At 68.5% G+C, this 19,601-nt stretch carries 16 protein-coding genes, 1 tRNA gene and 1 pseudogene; 7 read left to right on the forward strand and 11 right to left on the reverse strand.

What is annotated here, in order from left to right; translation table 11 throughout:
- Window positions 1-244 precede the first annotated feature (244 nt).
- The 5 genes from thrA (at window position 245) to OD750_RS23240 (ending at window position 6,605) form a co-directional block, all read left to right on the forward strand.
- Window positions 245-2,767, forward strand: a complete 2,523-nt coding sequence (gene thrA, locus OD750_RS23220; protein ID WP_263540637.1) for a bifunctional aspartate kinase/homoserine dehydrogenase I — start codon at window positions 245-247, stop codon at window positions 2,765-2,767.
- Between the two features lie 37 nt (window positions 2,768-2,804).
- Complete coding sequence (locus tag OD750_RS23225; RefSeq protein ID WP_263540638.1) at window positions 2,805-3,728, forward strand: homoserine kinase; 924 nt, start codon at window positions 2,805-2,807, stop codon at window positions 3,726-3,728.
- On the forward strand, window positions 3,725-5,023 hold the full coding sequence (thrC, locus tag OD750_RS23230) for a threonine synthase (RefSeq protein ID WP_263540639.1): 1,299 nt from the start codon (window positions 3,725-3,727) through the stop codon (window positions 5,021-5,023). The genes OD750_RS23225 and thrC overlap by 4 nt, the downstream gene beginning before the upstream one ends.
- A 105-nt stretch (window positions 5,024-5,128) precedes the next feature.
- A tRNA-Ala gene (locus OD750_RS23235) sits at window positions 5,129-5,204 on the forward strand.
- Window positions 5,205-5,633: 429 nt separating this feature from the next.
- Window positions 5,634-6,605, forward strand: a complete 972-nt coding sequence (locus OD750_RS23240; protein WP_263540641.1) for a LysR substrate-binding domain-containing protein — start codon at window positions 5,634-5,636, stop codon at window positions 6,603-6,605.
- 229 nt (window positions 6,606-6,834) lie between these two features.
- Here OD750_RS23240 and OD750_RS27545 read toward each other — a convergent pair.
- The 4 genes and pseudogenes from OD750_RS27545 to OD750_RS23260 form a co-directional block, all read right to left on the reverse strand.
- Window positions 6,835-7,182, reverse strand: a pseudogene (locus OD750_RS27545) (NAD(P)H-dependent oxidoreductase); the annotation flags it as partial.
- Window positions 7,183-7,445: 263 nt separating this feature from the next.
- Window positions 7,446-7,598 carry an entericidin A/B family lipoprotein gene (locus tag OD750_RS23250; protein ID WP_263540643.1) on the reverse strand — a complete coding sequence of 51 codons (153 nt, stop codon included), beginning with the start codon at window positions 7,596-7,598 and terminating at the stop codon, window positions 7,446-7,448.
- 49 nt (window positions 7,599-7,647) lie between these two features.
- Window positions 7,648-8,199, reverse strand: coding sequence for a hypothetical protein (locus tag OD750_RS23255; RefSeq protein ID WP_263540644.1), 552 nt, complete (start codon window positions 8,197-8,199; stop codon window positions 7,648-7,650).
- A gap of 309 nt (window positions 8,200-8,508) precedes the next feature.
- A complete protein-coding gene (locus tag OD750_RS23260; protein ID WP_263540645.1) occupies window positions 8,509-9,213 on the reverse strand; it encodes a hypothetical protein in 705 nt (234 codons plus the stop codon).
- A 193-nt stretch (window positions 9,214-9,406) separates the two neighbouring features.
- On the opposite strand from OD750_RS23260, the gene OD750_RS23265 reads away from it, so the two are divergent.
- On the forward strand, window positions 9,407-11,656 hold the full coding sequence (locus OD750_RS23265; RefSeq protein ID WP_263540646.1) for a delta-60 repeat domain-containing protein: 2,250 nt from the start codon (window positions 9,407-9,409) through the stop codon (window positions 11,654-11,656).
- Between the two features lie 94 nt (window positions 11,657-11,750).
- Entirely contained in the window at window positions 11,751-12,836 is a 1,086-nt protein-coding gene (locus tag OD750_RS23270; RefSeq protein WP_263540647.1) for a serine hydrolase domain-containing protein, read from the forward strand.
- A gap of 19 nt (window positions 12,837-12,855) precedes the next feature.
- On the opposite strand, the gene OD750_RS23275 is transcribed toward OD750_RS23270, so the two are convergent.
- From OD750_RS23275 to OD750_RS23305, 7 genes are all read right to left on the reverse strand, one after another.
- Entirely contained in the window at window positions 12,856-14,265 is a 1,410-nt protein-coding gene (locus tag OD750_RS23275; protein WP_263540648.1) for an amidohydrolase family protein, read from the reverse strand.
- 73 nt (window positions 14,266-14,338) lie between these two features.
- Window positions 14,339-14,713, reverse strand: coding sequence for a PIN domain-containing protein (locus OD750_RS23280; protein ID WP_272842128.1), 375 nt, complete (start codon window positions 14,711-14,713; stop codon window positions 14,339-14,341).
- Window positions 14,710-14,925: a ribbon-helix-helix protein, CopG family gene (locus OD750_RS23285; protein ID WP_272842129.1), complete on the reverse strand. Its 216-nt coding sequence runs from the start codon at window positions 14,923-14,925 to the stop codon at window positions 14,710-14,712. The genes OD750_RS23280 and OD750_RS23285 overlap by 4 nt, the downstream gene beginning before the upstream one ends.
- An 8-nt stretch (window positions 14,926-14,933) precedes the next feature.
- Entirely contained in the window at window positions 14,934-15,563 is a 630-nt protein-coding gene (locus OD750_RS23290) for a hypothetical protein (RefSeq protein ID WP_263540650.1), read from the reverse strand.
- Between the two features lie 38 nt (window positions 15,564-15,601).
- Window positions 15,602-17,179, reverse strand: a complete 1,578-nt coding sequence (locus tag OD750_RS23295) for a vWA domain-containing protein (RefSeq protein ID WP_263540651.1) — start codon at window positions 17,177-17,179, stop codon at window positions 15,602-15,604.
- A complete protein-coding gene (locus tag OD750_RS23300) occupies window positions 17,176-18,402 on the reverse strand; it encodes a toxic anion resistance protein (RefSeq protein ID WP_263540652.1) in 1,227 nt (408 codons plus the stop codon). The genes OD750_RS23295 and OD750_RS23300 overlap by 4 nt, the downstream gene beginning before the upstream one ends.
- A 14-nt stretch (window positions 18,403-18,416) precedes the next feature.
- Window positions 18,417-19,529, reverse strand: a complete 1,113-nt coding sequence (locus OD750_RS23305) for a hypothetical protein (protein ID WP_263540653.1) — start codon at window positions 19,527-19,529, stop codon at window positions 18,417-18,419.
- Window positions 19,530-19,601: the final 72 nt, after the last annotated feature.

A 19,601-nucleotide genomic window follows, 5' to 3' on the forward strand; every position in this document is an offset into this window, starting at 1 on the left:
CGCAACATCCGCTTCACTCGGCCCATGATCCGCGCTCCCCGCCGCCTTCGCGTTCCCGCTTCCGCCCGTACGGCGGCGCGCGTTCGCATCGGCTCCGGTACGACGATTACGACGACGACCACTACGGTGGTGCGGCGAGTCGTGCGCGAGTAATTCAACGCAAACGGCCCCGCACCTCGAACAGGGATGCGGGCCGAGCTTCAAACCCCACCCTGACGAGCGCGAGGCCCCGACCGGAGGCCCAATGAAACCGCTCGCTGTCGCAACACCGACCGAACACCCGAAACCCGCCGCGTCGCCCGCGCCGCAGCCCGGCTGCATCGCGCACAAGTTCGGCGGCACGTCCGTCGCCGACGCGAACCGCTACCGTCACGTCGCGCAACTCTTGATCTCGCGCGACGACACCGTGCAGGTGACGGTCGTTTCGGCGATGAAAGGCGTCACCGACGCATTGATCGCCCTCGCGACCGCCGCCGCGGCCGGCGCGGCCGACTGGCGCGCGCGCTGGCACGCCTTGCGCGAACGTCACGTCGTCGCCGCGCGCGACCTCCTCGGCGACCATGCGCAGCCGACGCTCGACTGGCTCGAACTGCGCTTCACCGAACTCGCCGAACTGCTGCATGCCCTGTCGGTGCTCGGCTCGCCGCCGCGCGAAGCGCTCGAACTCGTGCAAGGCCTGGGCGAGGTGTATTCGGCGCGGCTGCTCGGCGCGCACCTCGCCGCGATCGGCGAAGACGCCGCGACGCTCGACGCGCGCGACGTGCTCGTCGTACGCCACGGCGACCTCGGCGTCGACGTCGACTGGCCGACGAGCCAGCGCAAGCTCGCCGACTGGCGCGCGGCGAACGCGGCACGACGCGTCGTCGTCACCGGCTTCGTCGCGCGCAACGAGGAAGGCCGCATCACGATACTCGGCCGCAACGGCAGCGACTACTCCGGCGCCATTTTCGCGGCATTGTTCAATGCGCAAGAACTACACATATGGACCGACGTCGACGGCGTGCTGTCGGCCGATCCGCGGCTCGTGCCCGAAGCCGTGCCGCTCGCGGCGCTGAGCTATCACGAAGCGTGCGAGCTGGCGTACTTCGGCGCGAAAGTCGTGCATCCGCAGACGATGACGCCGGCGATCTCGCGCGGCCTGCCGATCCTGATCCGCAACAGCTTCCGACCGGACCATCCGGGCACGCGCATCGCCGCCGTCGGCGACCGGGCCGGGCCGGTCAAGGGCCTGACGCTGAGCCCGGACCTTGCGCTCGTGAACCTCGAAGGCGCCGGCATGATCGGCGTGCCGGGCACCGCCGAGCGCGTGTTCGCCGCGCTGCGCGACGCGCGCGTTTCGGTCGTCATGATTTCGCAGGGTTCGTCCGAACATTCGATCTGCTGCGTCGTGCGCGAAAGCGAAGCCGACACCGCGCGCCGCGCGCTGCAGCAGGCGTTCGCGCGCGAGCTCGACAACGCGCAGGTGCAGAGCGTGCAGGTGACGCGCGCGATCAGCGTGCTCGCCGCGGTCGGCGACGGCATGGCCGGCACGCCGGGCGTCGCGGCGCGGCTGTTCGACACCCTCGCCCGCGCGCGCGTGAACATCCGCGCGATCGCGCAGGGCGCGTCGGAGCGCAACATCTCCGTGGCCGTCGCCAGCGCCGACGCCGACAAGGCGCTGCGCGCCGCGCACGCCGGTTTCTGGCTGTCGCCGCAGACGATTTCGCTCGGCGTGATCGGCCCCGGCAAGGTCGGCGCCGCGTTGCTCGACCAGCTGCACGCGGCGCAGCCGCGTCTGAAGCGCGACGCGAACCTCGACCTGCGCCTGCGCGCCGTCGCGTCGCGTTCGAAGATGTGGCGCGACGACCTCGGCGCGACCGACGGCTGGCGCGAACGCCTGGCCGCGTCGCCCGACGACTGCGACCTCGACGCGTTCACTGCGCACCTGCAGGCCGCGCACCTGCCGCATACCGTGATCGTCGACTGCAGCGCGAGCGACCGCGTCGCCGAACGCTATCCCGCATGGCTCGCGGCGGGTATCCACGTGATCACGCCGAACAAGCAGGCCGGCGCCGGTCCACTGGAGCGCTACCGCGCGATCCGCGCGGCCGCCGCGCAAAGCGGCGCGCGCTTCCGCTACGAGGCGACGGTCGGCGCGGGCCTGCCGGTCGTCACCACGCTGCGCGATCTCATCGACACCGGCGACGAGCTGCATTCGATCGAAGGCATCTTCTCGGGCACGCTCGCGTGGCTGTTCAACAGCTACGACGGCGCGACGCCGTTTTCGGCGCTCGTGCGCAAGGCGCACGCGCTCGGCTACACCGAGCCCGATCCGCGCGACGATCTTTCCGGCACCGACGTCGCACGCAAGCTCGTGATTCTCGCGCGCGAATCGGGGCGCGAACTCGCGCTCGCCGACGTCACGGTCGAAAGTCTCGTACCCGAGGCGCTGCGCGCCGCGCCGGCCGACGCGTTCATGCAGCGGCTCGAGGAACTCGACGACGCCTTCGCGCAGCGCCACGCGCGCGCGAAGGCGCAGGGCAAGGTGCTGCGCTACGTCGCGAAGCTCGACCGCGACGGGCGCGCGAGCGTCGGGCTCGTCGACCTGCCGGACGACCACGCGTTCGCGCACCTGCGCCTGACCGACAACATCGTGCTGTTCTCCACGCGCCGCTACTGCGACAACCCGCTCGTCGTGCAGGGGCCCGGCGCGGGGCCGGAAGTGACGGCGGCCGGGGTGTTCGCGGATATTCTGCGGGTCTCGGCGGCGCTGGGCGCCCGGGTCTGAAAGCTCACCATTCCATAAATATAAAACCATCTTCCGCATGCCACATTCCATCACCGCCTTCGCCCCCGCTTCCGTCGGCAACATCGGCGTGGGCTTCGACATCCTCGGCCACACCTTCGCCGGTGCCGGCGATCGCGCCACCGTGCGCCGCATCGACGCGCCCGAAGTGCGCATCGCCGCGATCCGCGGCGCCACCGTCGAACTGCCGACGCAGGCCGAACGCAACACCGCCGGCGCCGCGCTGATCGCGCTGCGCGACGCGCTCGCCCTGCCCTACGGCTTCGAGATCGAACTCGACAAGGGCATCCCGCTCGGTTCCGGCATGGGCGGCTCGGCCGCCTCGTGCGTCGCCGCGCTCGTCGCCGCGAACGCCCTGCTCGACGCGCCGCTCGACGCGCTCGCGCTGTACCCGCACGCCGTCACCGGCGAAGCGGTCGCGAGCGGCGGCCGCCACGGCGACAACGTCGGACCGATGCTGCTCGGCGGCATCGTGCTCGCCACGGCCGACCGCTGCGTGCCGGTGCCCGTGCCGCGCGAATGGCATTGCGTGCTCGTGCATCCCGACGCCGTGCTCGAAACGCGCCGCGCGCGCGAAGCGCTCAAGGGCGCATACGAGCTGAAAGACTTCGTCGCGCAGAGCGCGAACCTCGCGCTCGTGCTGGCCGGCTGCTGGCGCGGCGACGCCGCGCTCGTGCGCGCAGGCCTCGCCGACGTGCTGGTCGAGCCGCGCCGCGCGCCGCTGATCGCGGGGTTCGGCGCCGTCAAGCAGGCCGCGCTCGACCATGGCGCGATGGGCGCGAGCATTTCCGGCGCGGGTCCCAGCGTCTTCGCGTGGTTCGAAACGCGCGACGGCGCACAGGCGGCCGGCGCGGCGATGCAGGCCGCGTTCGCGGCGGCAGGTTTCGCCAGCGAGGCGTACGTCTCGCCGATCGCCGGCCCGGCCGCGCAGGTGATCGCATGAACTACGTCAGCACCCGCAATCCCGTATCGGCGACCGGCCTTTCCGCGGCGATTGCCGCCGGCCTCGCGCCCGACGGCGGCCTGTACGTGCCCGACGCGCTGCCGCGCCTCGCCCCCGCCGACTTCGACGACTGCACGACGCTGCCCGCCATCGCGACGCGCCTCCTCGAACCGTTCTTCGCCGGCGACGCGCTCGCCGCGGCGCTGCCGGCGATCTGCGCCGAAGCGTTCGACTTCCCCGCACCGCTCGTCGCGCTCGCGACGCCGCGCGACTACGTGCTGGAGCTGTTCCACGGCCCCACCGCCGCGTTCAAGGACTTCGGCGCGCGCTTTCTCGCCGCGTGCCTGGCGCGCCTGCAGCGCGACGCGCGACGGCCGCTGACGATCCTCGTGGCGACGTCGGGCGATACCGGCGCCGCGGTCGCCGCGGCGTTCCACCGGCAGCCGGGCCTGCGCGTCGTCGTGCTGTATCCCGACGGCCGCGTGTCGCCGCGGCAGGCGCACCAGCTCGGCTGCTTCGGCGACAATGTGCACACGTACAAAGTAGCCGGCGCGTTCGACGACTGCCAGCGCATGGTCAAGCACGCGCTGGGCGACGCGTCGCTGCAGTCCGCGGTGCCGTTGAGTTCCGCCAACAGCATCAGCCTCGGCCGCCTGCTGCCGCAGATGAGCTACTACGCCGCGGCGTCGCTCGCGCACTGGCGCAAGGACCGCGGCGTACTCGACGTCGTGATTCCGACCGGCAACCTCGGCAACGCGCTCGCGGCGATTCTCGCGCGTGCGTGCGGCCTGCCGCTCGGGCGCATCGTGCTCGCGACGAACGCGAACGACGTGCTGCCGCAGTTCTTCGACGGCGGCGACTACGCGCCGCGCGCGAGCGTCGCGACGCTCGCGAACGCGATGGACGTCGGCGCGCCGAGCAACTTCGAACGCCTGCGCTGGCTCTACCCCGACGACGGGCGACTGCGGCGCGAATTCCGCGCAATCGGCGTCGACGACGACGCAATACGCGCAACGATCGCGCGGCGGTACCGCGACCACGGCGAAGTGTTCTGCCCGCATACGGCGACCGCGGTGCGCGTGCTCGAAGGGTTGCGGGCCGAGGGCGTACAGGGCGACTGGGCGGTCGTATCGACGGCGCATCCGGCGAAGTTCGACAGCGTGGTCGAGCCGCTGATCGGCCGCGGCGTCGAGATACCGCCGTCGCTCGCGGCGCTGCTCGAACGCCCGGCGCACGCGCAGCCGCTGGCGGCCGACGACGCGGCGCTCGACACGGCGCTGCGGGGGCTGCAATAGGCCATCGGCGGCAAATCGAAGAAATCTTCGCCGGGGGTTGGCATTGCCGGGGTCGCGAGGTAATATGCGCCCCTCGCGCGGCGTGCCGCACGATGTTGAAAGTGTGGGGCGGTAGCTCAGCTGGGAGAGCGTCGCGTTCGCAATGCGAAGGTCGGGAGTTCGATCCTCCTCCGCTCCACCAAGATCCAGTACGACGAAGCCGGCCTCGTGCCGGCTTTTTCGTTTCCGCGCCGCCGATCGCTCCGGCGCATTGTCGCGCCCTTCGCAGCTTTTTCATTTTTACAATTTGCACGACCGCTCCAGCCACCCGACGCCCGCCGCGACGCCGAGCGGGAACGACCGCGCTCGTGCCGCGTCGACCGGCGGACGACATGCCGTTGAAACGGCAAGTCGCTCGAACCGGCTCCTCAGGATCGGCAGCGTATCGAAAATCATGGCCTTCTTCTTTCCAGGCGGGATGCTGCCATCCTGGACAGCGATTGCCGCCATGCACTTATTTCACAAATCCCATTGATGGCGATGGGCCGTTGCAAGCCGCGCCCGAACTCGTTCTTCGGGCGCCGGGCCTCGCACCATTGCAATCCAGCCTCCGGGCGCAGATCTTGCGCGCATGACGCCCCACCGCCACCTCTCGCGCCTGCCCTGGACCGCCGTGCGCGCGTTCGAGGCGGCCGCACGCCTGAGGAGCTTCAAGCAAGCGGCCGACGAGTTGCACGTCACGCCGACCGCGATCAGTCACCAGATCCGCAATCTCGAAACGCATCTCGGCGTCGTGTTGTTCGAGCGCCGCCATCGCTCGCTCGCGCTGACCCCGGCCGGCGAGCGCCTCGCCGAAGCGTCGGCCGTCGCGTTCGGCGCGCTCGAAACCACGCTCGACGATCTCGTCCGGCGCGGCGCCGCGTGCGGCCCCGGCACGCTGACGATCAGCGCGGTCACGTCGTTCGCGCTGAAATGGCTCGCACCGCGCCTGCCCGCGTTCCAGTCGACGCGCTCGGATATCGAACTGCGCCTCGTCGCGAGCGACGTGCTCGTCGATTTCCGCACCGACGCGAGCGTCGACATCGCCGTCCGCTACGGCCCCGGTCCGTACGACGAAAGCCTGCATGCCGAACCGCTGTGGCCGCGCGGAACCGTCGTACCGGTGTGCGCACCGCAACTGGCGGCCGGCGCCGACCTTGCAGACCCCGCCACGCTCGCGCAGCAGACGCTGCTGCGCACCGTGCCGCCCGCGTCGTGGCGCAGCGACGGTCGCGGCGATGCCGACTGGCTCGCGTGGTTTGCCGCGGCGGGTGCGACGAACGCGGCGATCGAACGCGCCACGCGCACCGGTCCGCTGTTCAGCAACAGCCAGCTCGCGATCGAGGCGGCGATCGCGGGACACGGCATCGCGCTCGTGCCGGCGATGCTCGTGCAGTCCGACCTTGCGAGCGGACGCCTCGTGCGGGCGCATCCGCTCGCGCTCGACGACGCGAACCGCTACTGGCTGCTGTATCGCAAGAGCGCCGCCGATGCCGCGCGCATCCACGCGTTCGCGCAGTGGCTGCGCAGTGCCGCCGCTCAGGCCGTCGCCGCGACCGGCTGATCGATCGACGCGAAAAAAGATCGGCGCCGGTCGATGCCGCGGGATCGTCGAACACGTCTCCCGGCCGATTGCCGAAGCGCAACAGCGATCCGCCCCAGCGCATCGAGAGGTATTGCGCCGTCAACCCCAGCGTGCCGAGCAGCGGATCGGCGAAGCGCTCGTCGTCGTCGGAAAGAATGCTCACCGCCCACATCGTCTTGCCGGCCATGCGCGCCTTGAAGTCGACGCCGGGCGCACGCATCCAGCCGCTCCAGTGATCGAGGTAGAGCTTCGCCGCCGCCGGCACGCTGTACCAGTAGACCGGCACCACGAAGACGATGTCGGTCGCCTCGAGCGTCGCTTCGAGCAGCGTGCGGCCGTGGCCTTCCGGATAGGCGTAGATGCCCGATCCCTCGTGCCGATGGTCGTCGAACGCCGGCAACGGCAGATCGGAAAGGCGCAGCCAGCGCTGATCGGCTTGCGGCGGCAGCGCTTGCGCCGCGCGTCGCGCGAGGCGTTCGGCATTGCCGTCGCGCCTTGCGCTCGCCAGCAGGAACAGGAACCGCCTGCCTCCCGTCGTGTTCGTCGTGGTCGTCATCACGCTTTCCGTTTCGTTGATCGGTGCGCGATGGTTGCCTCGCGCGACCGCGCTGTCGAACGAGATTGCGCACTCGTCGCATGAGCGCAGTTCATCCGAGCGCCGCCATCGAAACCGCAGACGGCAGAAAGGCCGCAGCGAGGCGGCCTTTCTGTGTCAACCGATCCGTGTCAAAACCGCTCCTCGCCGCGCGTCCGTGCGCGGCGTACAGCCCTGGACGACGCGGACGAGCGCATCGCTCGCCCGCGCAGCGCGCATGGCGACTACTTGCGCACGTCGTCCGACGCCTTCTGGATTTCCTTGCCGGCGCTTTCGATGTCCTTGCCCGCGCCCTTCACGGTGTGACACGCGCTGAGCGAGCCCGCGGTGAACATCAGGGCCAAGAGCGCGGCGAACAGTCGAACGGTCGTCTTCATGGTGTGCTCCGTTGTGGTTATCGGTATCCGTCAATCGATGCGAGGGCGATCAGCCGCCGTTCGCCTTGGCGAGCGTGTCGGCTTCGTCACGGCGCTGCTGCAGGCGTTGATCGGCGGCAGCCAGCGCGTTCTCGTAGGCCGTCTTCGCCTGGTTCTGGCACGCGTCGCGCGTATCGCCGGCGACCGCGTCGCAGCGTTCCTTGGCCACTTTGTAGACGGCTTCGGCATCGGCCTTGGCGACGTCGTAGTCGGTCTTCGCGCGGACGCGCATCGCATCGGCCTCTTCCTTGCCGACCTTCACGTTCGCGTCGTGCGCCGCTTCGGCCACCTTGCCTTCGGCATCGTTGATCGCGCCGCCCGCTTCGCGGCGCACTTCGCCGACATCCTTGTTCGCCTCCGCACGCGTCTTCGCAAGATCGGCCTGTGCGTCGGCGTTGGTGCGCGCCGCGTCGGCGCGTGCGTCGGTCATCTTGCGCGCGGCGTCGGCTTCGGCCTTGGCCACATCGGCACGGTTCTGGATCGGGTCTTCCGGCTTGTCGCACGCCGCGAGGCCCAGCGCGGCCGCAATGCAAAAGGTCAGGATCGCGTTATTGGTTTTCATGATGGACTCCCGTTCGCAAACCCATGGCTTGCTCGATACCGGTTGTTTCAGGGTTCGTGCCAACAGCGAACCGCCCACCAAGGCACTGATTTACAAGAGAAATTACGGACGCGATCGATGCCGCGACATGGCAGGCATCCCGGAATGCGGAGATTGCTATTGCAGTTTGCAAGCCGAGCGCGACCGGGTATCGATATACGCGGCGCAGGGTCGACCGCGACGGCAACGCGTCGCGCCGCACCGCGAACACTTCACATTTCCACATGGCGCCGGTATCCGGCGACGCAAGCGGCGACGCAACCGATCGCGTCAGTCGAACTTTCCGCCGCTCGCCGCCGTCAGCGCCCGGGCCAGTTCCGTCCGCTCCGCTTCGTCGCCGAGGACCAGTATCGGCATGCGCGGCGCGACGGCCGGCGGCACGGTTCGTTCGAGCCGCACCGAAAAATAGCCGGCGACATCCGCCAGCGCGTTGCGGCAATCGGGATCGTCGACCGCGTGCCAGATCCGTTCGACGAGACGCGAGACGGCGCCCTCGGCCGCCGGAGGTCTTCCGGGCGTCGCTTCGTGGAGCCGTCGCTCGCCCGCTTCGACGTCGAACACGTCGAACGACACGCCGTCGATCTGCACGACCGGCCGCGCCGGCTGCGACATTCCCGCACGCAGCGCGGCGCGCAGTTCGCGAAAGACGTCGGCGGGCAGCGTCGCCGCCGTGCGAAACGTGTCGACGTGCGTCGTTCGAATCCTGTGCCTCGGTACCGGCCTGCCGTCGGCGCAGCGCGGCGGGAAGCACCAGAGCCGGCCGATCGGCGCGTCGAAAACCTGCCGGTACATCCACTGCCCCGCAACGACCTCGACATCTACTCGATCGCCCGCTGGCGTCAATGCGAGAAACACCTCCGGGTGGAACGACGGCCGCAGCACGACGCGCAAGGTATCGGCCGGCGCGGGGACGTCGGCGAACCCGGCAAGGCCGAGCGCACGGCAGATCGTTTCGGCGTTGTAGTCGGCGGGCATTTCGATCGGCTCCGAGGCGGCTCGCGCGAGCATAGCGTCGGCGCCGAGCGCGGTCGACGCGCGACGGAACGGAGCGATTCGGCGTAGACGAGCGACGAACCCGTTGGCGACATCCCGTTCGTGACGATCCCGTCGCCCCCGTAGGCCGCGCCGTCGCAATTGGCTAGCATCGCCGTATCAGGGAGCAGTACGAATGAATACGGCAGTAAGGTTTTCGGCCGCGGCGCTGCGTCGCGCGGCGTTTGTATGCTTGTTGGGTTTCACCGTGCAGGCGATGGCGCAGAGTCCGGCGCCCCTGGCGCTGCCCGATGTCGATCTCGTGGAGCAAGGCATCTTCTACGCTGCGGCGCGACAGCCGGACGGTGGAACGATCGTCGCCGGCCTGTTCGCTTCGGTGAACGGAATCGCACGCCGCGATCTCGTACGGCTGCGTCCCGACGGAGCGCTCGATCCCGACTGGAACGCGCAGATTCAGGGGTACGTTTCGACCATCGTCGCGGATGCGGCCGGCAATCTCTATGTCGGCGGCGCGCTGCAGGGCCCTCCACCCGACTTGCGCAGATTGACGCTTGCAAAGCTGTCGGCCGACGGCGTGTTCGATGCCGCGTGGGCACCGGAGGCCGACGCGATCATCGAATGCCTTGCACTCGACGGTGCGGGGTCGATTTACGCGGTCGGTCGCGACTTGTCTCATGCAGGCGGCTTGCCGAATGCCGGTATCGCGAAACTTTCGACAAACGGGGGCGGTGCGGCAGATCCAAACTGGAATCCGGGCGGCCGGCCCGCCGGATTCGTCAGAACGATTGCGGCGAACGCGAACGCGGTATACGTCGGCGGGCAGTTCACCGAAATCGGCGGCCGGGCGCGGCTCAACCTCGCCAAGCTCTCCAGCACCGGCGAGTTGGATTCGGATTGGCGCCCGGAGCCTGACTACGGCGTCTTCGCACTCGCGGCGATCAGCGGCTCGGTCTACGTCGGCGGCGCCTTCACCGAGATCGGCGGAAATCCCGTAGACGGTCTCGTCAAACTGTCGAGTACCGGTTCCGGCGACATCGATGCAAACTGGAATCCGCCGGTCGGCACCCGCAGCATCGTGTGGACGCTGGCGATCGATGGCACCGGATGGATCTACGCGAGCGGCAGCCTGTCTCCTGAAGGCGACTTTCGCCAGACCGTCAAGGCGACTTTGGCAAACGGCACACCCGATGCCGCCTGGAATCCGCCGGTTTCGGGAGGAGCGGTCACGACCATCGCCGCCGGCGGCGGCAATACGGTAGTTCTCGGTGGCACTTTCGACGGTATCGGCGACGAACAACGGTTGTCGCTAGCCGCTTTGAACGTGAACGGAACACTCCTGCCAGCCGTGGACCTCGAGCATTCCGCGGAGGTCTATGCCGTCGCCGGACAACCGGACGGCGGCATCATCGTCGGGGGTCGCTTCCATCGCGCCAATGGAGTCGTGCGGCGCAACCTTTTGCGTATCGCCGCCGATGGGACGCTCGACCTCGACTGGAATCCGATGGCGGACGGCTACGTATATGCGCTCGACGTCGATGGCGACGGCACGGTATTTGCGGGCGGCGTGTTCCGGCAAGTCGGCGGGCTGTCGCGTGCGTACGTCGCCAAGCTCGCAACCAGCGGAAACGGCGACGCCGATGCCGCGTGGAATGCCGGACTCGACGGCCCGGTGACGGCGTTGACCCTCGACGCCGACCGCCGGCTGTACGTCGGCGGACAATTCAGACACGCCGGAACCATGGAACGCCAAGGGCTGGCGCGCTTGTCGCCGGACGGCACCGGCCCGGCCGATGCGTGGAATCCGGTCGTCGTCGGCGACGTCTCGACGATCGCGCTCGGCGAAGGCGCACTGTATGCGGCAGGCGGATTCGGCAGCATCGGCGGCGTGACGCGCACAGGTGTGGCGAAGATATCGACGACTACCGGCGCACTCGATGTCGAATGGAATCCGTCGATCACCGGCTACGTCGGCGCACTCGCCCCCGCGGAAGACGGATCATTGTATATCGGTGGAAATTTCTCGATCATCGACGGGCTGCCGTTCTCGTCGTTCGCGCGTCTCCGGCCGAACGGCGAACCCGACGCTGCCTGGAAACCGTTCGTCGACAGCCCATACTCATCCAGCTACGTCAGAGCGCTACTCCTTGACGACGACGGCGGCATCTATGTCGGAGGCCTGTTCGACAGCACCAATGCGATAGGCGGGAAAAGCCTGGAGCGCTATTTCGTCAACGGCAGCGGTGCCGCGGATCCAACCTGGAACCCACTGCCGAACGCAACTGTCAACGACCTGCGACTCGCGACCGACGGAACGCTGCTCGTCGGCGGATCCTTCCAGGCGTATGGCAACTGGTCGCGCGACGGCGTTGCCGCCCTGCCCCGTTCCGATGCCTTGTTCGCGAACGGCTTCGATACGGATCCCTGATCACCGCCAGTTCACGCACGTCCCGCCGCTGCAACCGATCGCACGAAGCACGTATCCATCGCCTTGCGCGCTACCGCGCCTTGAGGATCGCTCGATGAATCGTGTCGCCTGCCGGGTCTTGTCGTTGCTGGCCTTGTCGTTGCCGTCGTCCGCCGCGCCGACGGATCGCGCGGCGCAAGAGCGCGCCGTGCTCGATCGCGACGTGCCCGGCCTGCTCGCGGAATACAAGATTCCCGGCGTGTCGATCGCGCAGATCGAAAACGGCCGCCTCGCGTTCGCCGTCGCGTACGGCACGCAGAGCGACGGCGTCCCCGCGACGACGAAGACGCTCTACAACATCGCGTCGCTGACGAAACCGATCTCCGCGGAAGTCGTTTTGCGTCTCGTATCGGAAGGCACGTTCACGCTCGACGATCCGCTCGATGCGGTCTGGAGCGACCCCGATCTCGCCGGCGACGAGCGCCGCAAGCTGCTGACGCCGCGCATCGGCCTTTCGCATCAGACCGGCTTTCCGAACTGGCGGCGCAAGCAGCCGTTGGCCTTCACGTTCACGCCCGGCACCGCGGTGAGCTATTCCGGCGAAGGCTACGAATACGTCGCGCGCTTCGCCGAGAAGAAAACCGGCGTGGGTTTCGAGGCGCTCGCCGAACGGCTCGTGTTCAAGCCGCTGCACATGGCGCAGACGGCATACACCGACCGCCCCTGGTTCGCCGGCCGCATCGCGACACCGACGAGCGCCGACGGCAGGGCGATCGCGTACACGGCGAACACGAAGTATTTCGCGTCCGATCTCATCCACACGACGCCGACCGACTACGCGAAATTCGTCGTTGGCGTGATGCGCGACGAAGGCCTGACAAAAGCAATCGCCGCGGAACGCCGTCGCGTCCAGGGCAACACGAAAGAACAGGAATGCAAGACGGAAAAACGCCGCGCCGCCTGCGCGGACGATGTCGGCTTCGGTCTCGGCTGGGAAGTGAACCGGTTCGGCGACACGACGATCCTCCACCACGGCGGACGCGACGAAGGCGTCGCGACCTACGTCGTCGCCGACGTCACGCGCGGCGACGCCACGATCCTCTTCACCAACAGCGACAACGGCCTGAACCTCCTGCTGCCGCTGCTCGAACGGCTCGGCGCCGACGCGCGCTTCGTCGCGTACATGCGCAGCGCGCTGTGAGCCGCCGCCCGGCGAGCGGTCAGTTGAGCCCGACCGTCTCCTTCATCGCGGCGAAGATCGCGTCGGTCTTGTAGCCCACGCCGTTCTTGAACACGAGCGGCATGCGCTCGATCGCCGCCGTTTCGCGCGTCGGATCGCCGTCGATCACGACGACGTCGGCACGCTTGCCTATGGCGAGCGTGCCGACGTCTTTCTCGCGCCCGAGAAACGCCGCGCCGTTGAGCGTTGAAACCTTGATCGCCTGTTCAAAGGAAAACCCGTTCTCCACCAGGAGTTCGATCTGGCGCTTGCCCGAATGGCCCGGCACGACGCCGCCGAACCCGGTGGGATCGGTGCCGGCGAGCAACATGCCGCCCGCGTCGACGAAACGCTTTTCCAGCCTGCCGAGCTTCGCGAACGACTTCGTCGCGTCGGAATCGGTTTTCCGCTGCGCCGCCGCCCACGCCGTCTCGTACTGCCCTCGCACCTGCGGAATCAGCAGATCCAGCGCCGCGGCCGGCGCTTTCGGGCACCCGGCGGCGAACGTCTCGAACACCGTCAGTGTCGACGTCACCGCGACACGCCGGTCCACGAGCAGCTTGATCAGCGCGCCGACTTCCGGCGCGCCGACGTCGAGGTCGGCCAGCGACCGGCCGACGGCCGCGCCGGGGCACACGTCCGGCTGCTTGTCCTTGACGAAGTCGGAAGCCACGAAGAAGCCGTGCTCGAGATTGTCAATGCCGAGTTCCACCGCCTCGCGATACGTCACCGAGCACAGGTGCGCGGTGACCTTGTGTCCGCGCCGGTGCGCCACCTCGATGATGCGTCCGAGTTCGTCGCGCCGGATGTTCATATAGGCCTTGTACGAGGTCACGCCCTCGTCGGCCCAGTACGTCGTCATGCGTTCGGCGTCGTCCACGCCGCCCAGCGCGTTGACGCCGAGTATCGGCAGGCCCGGCCCGTTGAGGTACGGCGCCGTGACGTCGATGTCCGGCCCCGCGATCGCGCCCTTGTCGATCTCCGCGCGCAGGTTCAGGTCGGCATACGGCATCATCGTACCGGCCGTGCGCAGCGTCGTCGTGCCGCCGGCGAGGTACAGGCGCGGAAAGCTGTAGACCATCTGCGTGTAGGCGCGGTGGCCCGTCGGATAGAACATGTGCTCGTGCATCATCACGAAGCCGGGCAGGAGCGTCTTGCCCTTCGCGTCGATCACGACCGCGTCGCGCGGCACCTTCGTCCGGCGATCGGCGCCGAGCGCGACGATGCGGCCGCGGTCGATCACCAGCGTCTGGTCGCGCTTCGCCGCCGCGCCGGTGCCGTCGACGACCGTCGCGTGACGGAACGCGATCACGGGCTGCGCGTAGGCGACGTAGTCTTTCTCGTCGGCCCGCGCCGTTGCGCAGGCGAGCATCGCGCCCAGCGTGACGGCGGCGATCAGCGATCGATACATGCGCGTGCTCCGGCTCGTGAAGTCGCCGGGCAGTATCGGCAATGCGCGTGCCTGCGTCGAGGCGCCGCGCACGTCACCGCGCGGCGCGGCGGTAAGGCACCGCCACGCCCGCGTCGCCCGCCGGCAGGTGCTCGGCTTCCGCCGTGACGTAGACGAGCTGGTTCGACCTCGCGGTCGCCCAGTTCAGCGCGCGGTGGAAACCCAGGCCCGCATGCGTCTGCATCAGACGCAGCGCTTCGTCGGCGATCGCCTCGTTGATCGACAGCCGCTCGAACGAGCGCAGGAACGCGCGTGTGGATTCGCGTCGCTCGTCCGGCGCCACGGCCATCGCCTCGAGCCACGTGATCGCGCTGATCGAACGGTGCGCGTGCGCGTCGAGCGCGCGTGCGGCACGCGCGTCGCCGAGCAGATAGTCGAGCAGCACGCTCGTGTCGATCAGCACGCTCATCGCCGGCCGCGCGTCGTCGGCACGAGTTCCACGCGCTGCAGCGCCGCGTCCTTCCACAGCCCGAAGCCGTGCGTGGCGACGTCGGCATGCGCGTCGACGAACGCCTGCAGACCGCGCCGCACCGCCTCGGCGCGCGAGATGTCGAGCCGCGCGCACAGGCGGTCGACTTCGCGCAGCTGCGCCTCGGGGATGTCGACGATCGTGCGCGGCATGACGGCCCTCACTGCACCAGAAAATCGGACTGGCGGAACTTCGCCTCGAGAAACTTGCCGTTCGCGAGCAGTGCCTGCGCGTCGCTTGCGGCGACGTTCGCGACCACCTCGCGCAGCTTCGTGTCGAGCAGCGCGAGCTGGTCGCCGAGCAGCTGCCGCGCGGTGCGGCCGTTCTGCAGCGGCTGCGTCACACGAAACGCCGGCGGCAGCGCGACGTAGTTCGCGAGCGTCTCGGGCAGGTAGCGCAGCACGGTTTCGCGCACGGTGTAGCCGTCGCCGTCGTGCATCGTCGCACCTCCCAGGCGCGGCAGTACTTCGACCACCGATTCGCGCACGCTCGTCAGGTGCGTCGTCATCTCGGGCGTCAGATGCGGGCGCGCACGGCGGATGATTTCGTCGAGGCGCTCGATCGTCTCTTTCGCCGACAGGCTTTCCTCGATGCGCCGTTCGATGTCCGGCGCGCGGCGCGCCATCAGATAGCCGGCGTAGTACAGCCCCGCGGTGATCGCCAGCCAACCGCGATCGATCACGCCGGCGAACAACAGCGCGGGGCCGGCCAGCGCGAGGAGGCAGCCGGCGATGTTCGCGTTGCCGTACAGCCACAAGAGTGCGCGCAGTCGAAACGGCCGCCGCGTCATCGATGCCTCGTCATGGATGGCACGTCATTGATAGCACTTCATTGATAACCCCGGATTTCCTTGAACACGCCGGCGAGCTTCGCCTTGCGCGCATCGAACGTGCGACCGCCGCTCAGCTCCGCGATGTCGCGCAGCTCGTCGGCGTCGGCCTCGCCGAACAGAATGGGAAAAATGCGCACGCGCGCCGAACCGTAGCGGCGGCGAAACTGGTCGGCCGACATGCCCGCGTTGTTCTCGCCGTCGGTCAACAGCACGATGCTGACGTAGCGCTGCGGGTCGGCGGCTTCGATCTTCGCGATGTCCTGCGCCTTGGCGAGCGCGGCGTAGATGCCGGTGCCGCCGTCGGCGACGAGTGCATCGGCATACGCGCGCACCTGCGCGGCCGACTGGTCGAGCGTGTCGCGCTCGAAAGCGATGCGCTGCGGCGTCGATACGGTCGACGCGAACGAAATCAGCACGACGCGTTCGCGATTCTGGAAGCGCGTGTAGCGCGCGGTGCCGGCACTCGCGTCGACGCCGGAAAGAATTTTCAGCGCTTCGCGCATCGCCGCAAGCCGCTCGCCCTGCATCGACCCGCTCACGTCGAGCACGAAGATCGACGTCGCCGGCCGCCGCCACTCGCCCTGGAACGCCGCGAGCACCTGCTCGATCACGTCGAGGCTGTTCGGAAACGACAGCTCCGCGACCGCCGCCGTCGGCAACGCCGGCGCGAGCGGCGCATCCGGATTGGCCGGACGCAGGAACGCCGCGCGCACCGCGTCGCGCTGGAAGTCGAGTGCCTTCACGGCATCGACGATGCGCTGCCACGCGTCGCGACGGCCCGCGTCGAGCAGCATCAGCGGATAGTCGGCCGAGATCACGCCGTCGACCGGATAGACGAGAGAGAGCCGATCGGCGGCAGCGAGCTTCTCGTTCAAGCGCAGCAGCACCGCCTCGTAGTTGACGATGCCGTCGACGGCCGCGGGATCCTTCGCGAACGCGTCGGCGAGCCAGCCCGAACTGCCGGCGGCGATCGCCTGCCCCGTCAGAAAATCCTTGAGCACCGAGGCGTCGACTTCGGCGACGGTGAGATCTTCGGTCTTGTGCGCGGCGGCCGAGGCGACGGCGAACAGCGCGCTCATGCCGGTGTTGGAACTCGTCGGGTTCGTCATCGCGTAGCGAAAGCGGCCGTCCTTCGCGGCGCGCGCGATGTCCGACCACGACGGCGCCTTGGCGGTCCAGCCGAGCGCGTCGGCCTTCGCCGTCTTCACGCCGAGCGCGACGCGCGAATAGAACAGCTTCTCGCGCGCCACGGGTTTCTCATGCAGCGCGAGCATCGGATACGCGCCGTTCGGCGGTAGGATCGCATCGAAGCGCTCGCCGGCATTGATGCGCTCGACGATATCGAGCGTGCCCGCGTAGTCGAACGTCACCGCTACGCCGGCCTTGCGCGCCGCCGCGACGATCGCGGGCTCGATGTCGCGCAGTTCGGAACCCGCGAGCACGCGAAACGACGCTGCCGGTGCCGCCGGCGGCTGCGATGCGGCATTGCCGCCGGTGTCCGGCTCGCGCCCGCAGCCGGCGACGAGCGCGAGCAGCGCCAGCGCGGCAAGGCGGCGCAGCGCGGCAAAGTTCACAACGCGACCTCGCCGTCCGACGCGAGCGCGGCGGCCGACTCCTGCCGGCGCACGCGGTCGAGATAGGTCTTCGACTTCGCCACTTCGCCGGTCAGCGCGTCCACGGTGCGCTGCATCGCGTCGAGCGCCTTCACCTTGTAGTCGGAGATCGCGTCCATCGTCTGGTAGACGTTCGCGAACGCCTGCTGCAGCTTGGCGATCTCGATCGTGCTCGACGCGGCCTGCCGGTGGATCGCCGCGCTCTGGTCGCGCAGCAGCTCGCTGGTCGAGGCGATGAGATTGCCGGTCGTCGTGTTGAGCGCGCCGATCTGGTCGAGCACGAGCTTCTGGTTGCCGAGCGCTTGCGCCACGATCACCGCCGTGCGCAGCGCGGCGACCGTCGTCGTGGTCGCGCGGTCGACGCCCTTGATCAGTTCCAGGTTGTTCTTGCGCACGAGATCGAGCGCGAGATAGCCCTGCACGTTGACGCTCATCTGCGTCAGGAGATCGGCGACCTTCTGGCGTGCGTAGAACAGCAGTTCCTCGCGAACCACCCGCGCCTTTTCCGGCTCGCCCGCGTCGAGCGAGCGCGCCTTGGCGTCGAGTTCGGCGTCGAGCTTCTTGCCGATGTAGATGTATTTCTCGAGCCGCTCCATCAGCGTCCACAGGTTGACCTTTTCCTGTTCGACGGCGGCGTTGTCGCGCATCAGCTCGTCCTTGCCGTGCTTGAGCGCCTCGATGATCGCATTGAGATGGCTTTGCGAACTCTGGTAGCGGTCGAAGTAGTCGACGAGACGGTTGCCGAACGGAATGAGTCCGAGCAGCTTGCGCGGCGCGAACAATTCGCCCTGCCGCGACGGATCGAGATCTTCGATCGTGCGGCGCAGGTCGATCAGGCCGCGGCCGATGTCCGAACCGCTGTCGAACAGGCCCTGCGACAGGCTCGCGACCGGCTTGTCGAGCATGCGGTTCGAGACCGACGCCGACGCTTCGATGTCCTTGTTGCCCATGGCGTGCAGGCGATCCACGGTATCGCGGAACTTCGGGTCGGCGACGTCGAGTACGGCGACGTCGTCGACGAAGGCGCGGACCTGCGCGTCGAGCTGCGTCACGTCTTCGGGCTTCAGGCGAATCTTGCCGCTCGCCGATTCGATCGGCACCGGCGCGACCGCGACCGGCGCGTCGAGCGTGAACGACTGTGGTGGGGCCAGCTCATTCGGCAGAGAAGTGTCGGTCGTGTTCATGGAGTCTGCGGGCCTCACGGATAGTGGGATTCGATGTCCCGGATCATGCGTTCGAGCCATTCGTAGCTCGGCGGATCGATCACGTCGACGAGCACCTCGGGCACCTTCACGCCGGCCTTCGCCCAGACCTCGGGGCCTTTCACGGCGCCGCCGGTGCGATAGCCGTAGTCGTGCGCGAGGCTTTGCAATTCCGCGTTGGTTTCCAACGCCTGGCCGACGCGTTCGCCGGCCGGCGTGTACGGCACGAGCACGTGCTTGGAAAACACGGTGGGGCGCGGATACAGCACGACCATGTCGCTGTTGACGCGATCGGGATGCTTCAGCCAGAACTCGATCAGCTGCGATTCGTACGCCACGAGCAGCGGCGCCTTGCCCATGCCGAGCGCGAGGTAGTCCTCGAACGGCCCGGCCGACGACGATTCCTGAAAGCCCTGGCGCAGAAAGAGCGGCGACACCACCGGCAGCACGCGCGCGAGATCGGCCTGGCTTTGCACCACCTGCTGGTCGTTCGCGATGTAGCTCGCGAGCGCGAGGTACATCGCGGCGCTGTTGGACGTGCGCACGTCGGTGGAATTGAGCAGCACCGCCTTGTTCGTCTGGAACGCGGCGCTGTCCTTGAGATCTTTCCAGCGCGCGCCGCTTTCGACGAGCGCCATCAGCTTGGGCATGTCGACGACGTAGTAGAAGTCGCCGTCGCGCTGCGCGATGCCGTTGGCCACGAGAATGTCGGCGATCGGCCGCCAGCTCGCGAACACGATCGGCGTATAGAACGGCGTGTACACCGCCGCGGCCTTCGCCTGCTGCTTGAGCGACGCCGCGGCCGGCGCGCCGGAGGGAAAGCCGAAATCGTACTGCTTGGCGTCGTAGCGCGTCGCGATGGTGCGCGAGCCGGCCTTCTCGGTCGCAACGGTGATCCCGAGCCCCGCCAGCGCCTGCTGCACCTTCGGATCGGAGAAGTAGCTTTCCTTCTCCGATCCGATCAGGCCGCGCGCGGAAACGTGCCTCGCCTGCTCAATCTGCTGTACCTGGTCGTGCGTCAGCCGGCGATTGGAAAACCAGACGCCGGCGCCGACCGCGGCCAGAAGAACCGCCCCGAGCAACGGGGCCAACAGCTTGCGTGCATCCATCGATGACTCGTCGCCGGTGGTCTGGCGACGATGTCATCATCATCTGATGACGATGACGTGACGGTCCGCGCG

Origin of the sequence: Tahibacter soli (assembly GCF_025717065.2) — a bacterium.
Taxonomy (GTDB): Bacteria; Pseudomonadota; Gammaproteobacteria; order Xanthomonadales; family Rhodanobacteraceae; genus Tahibacter; species Tahibacter soli.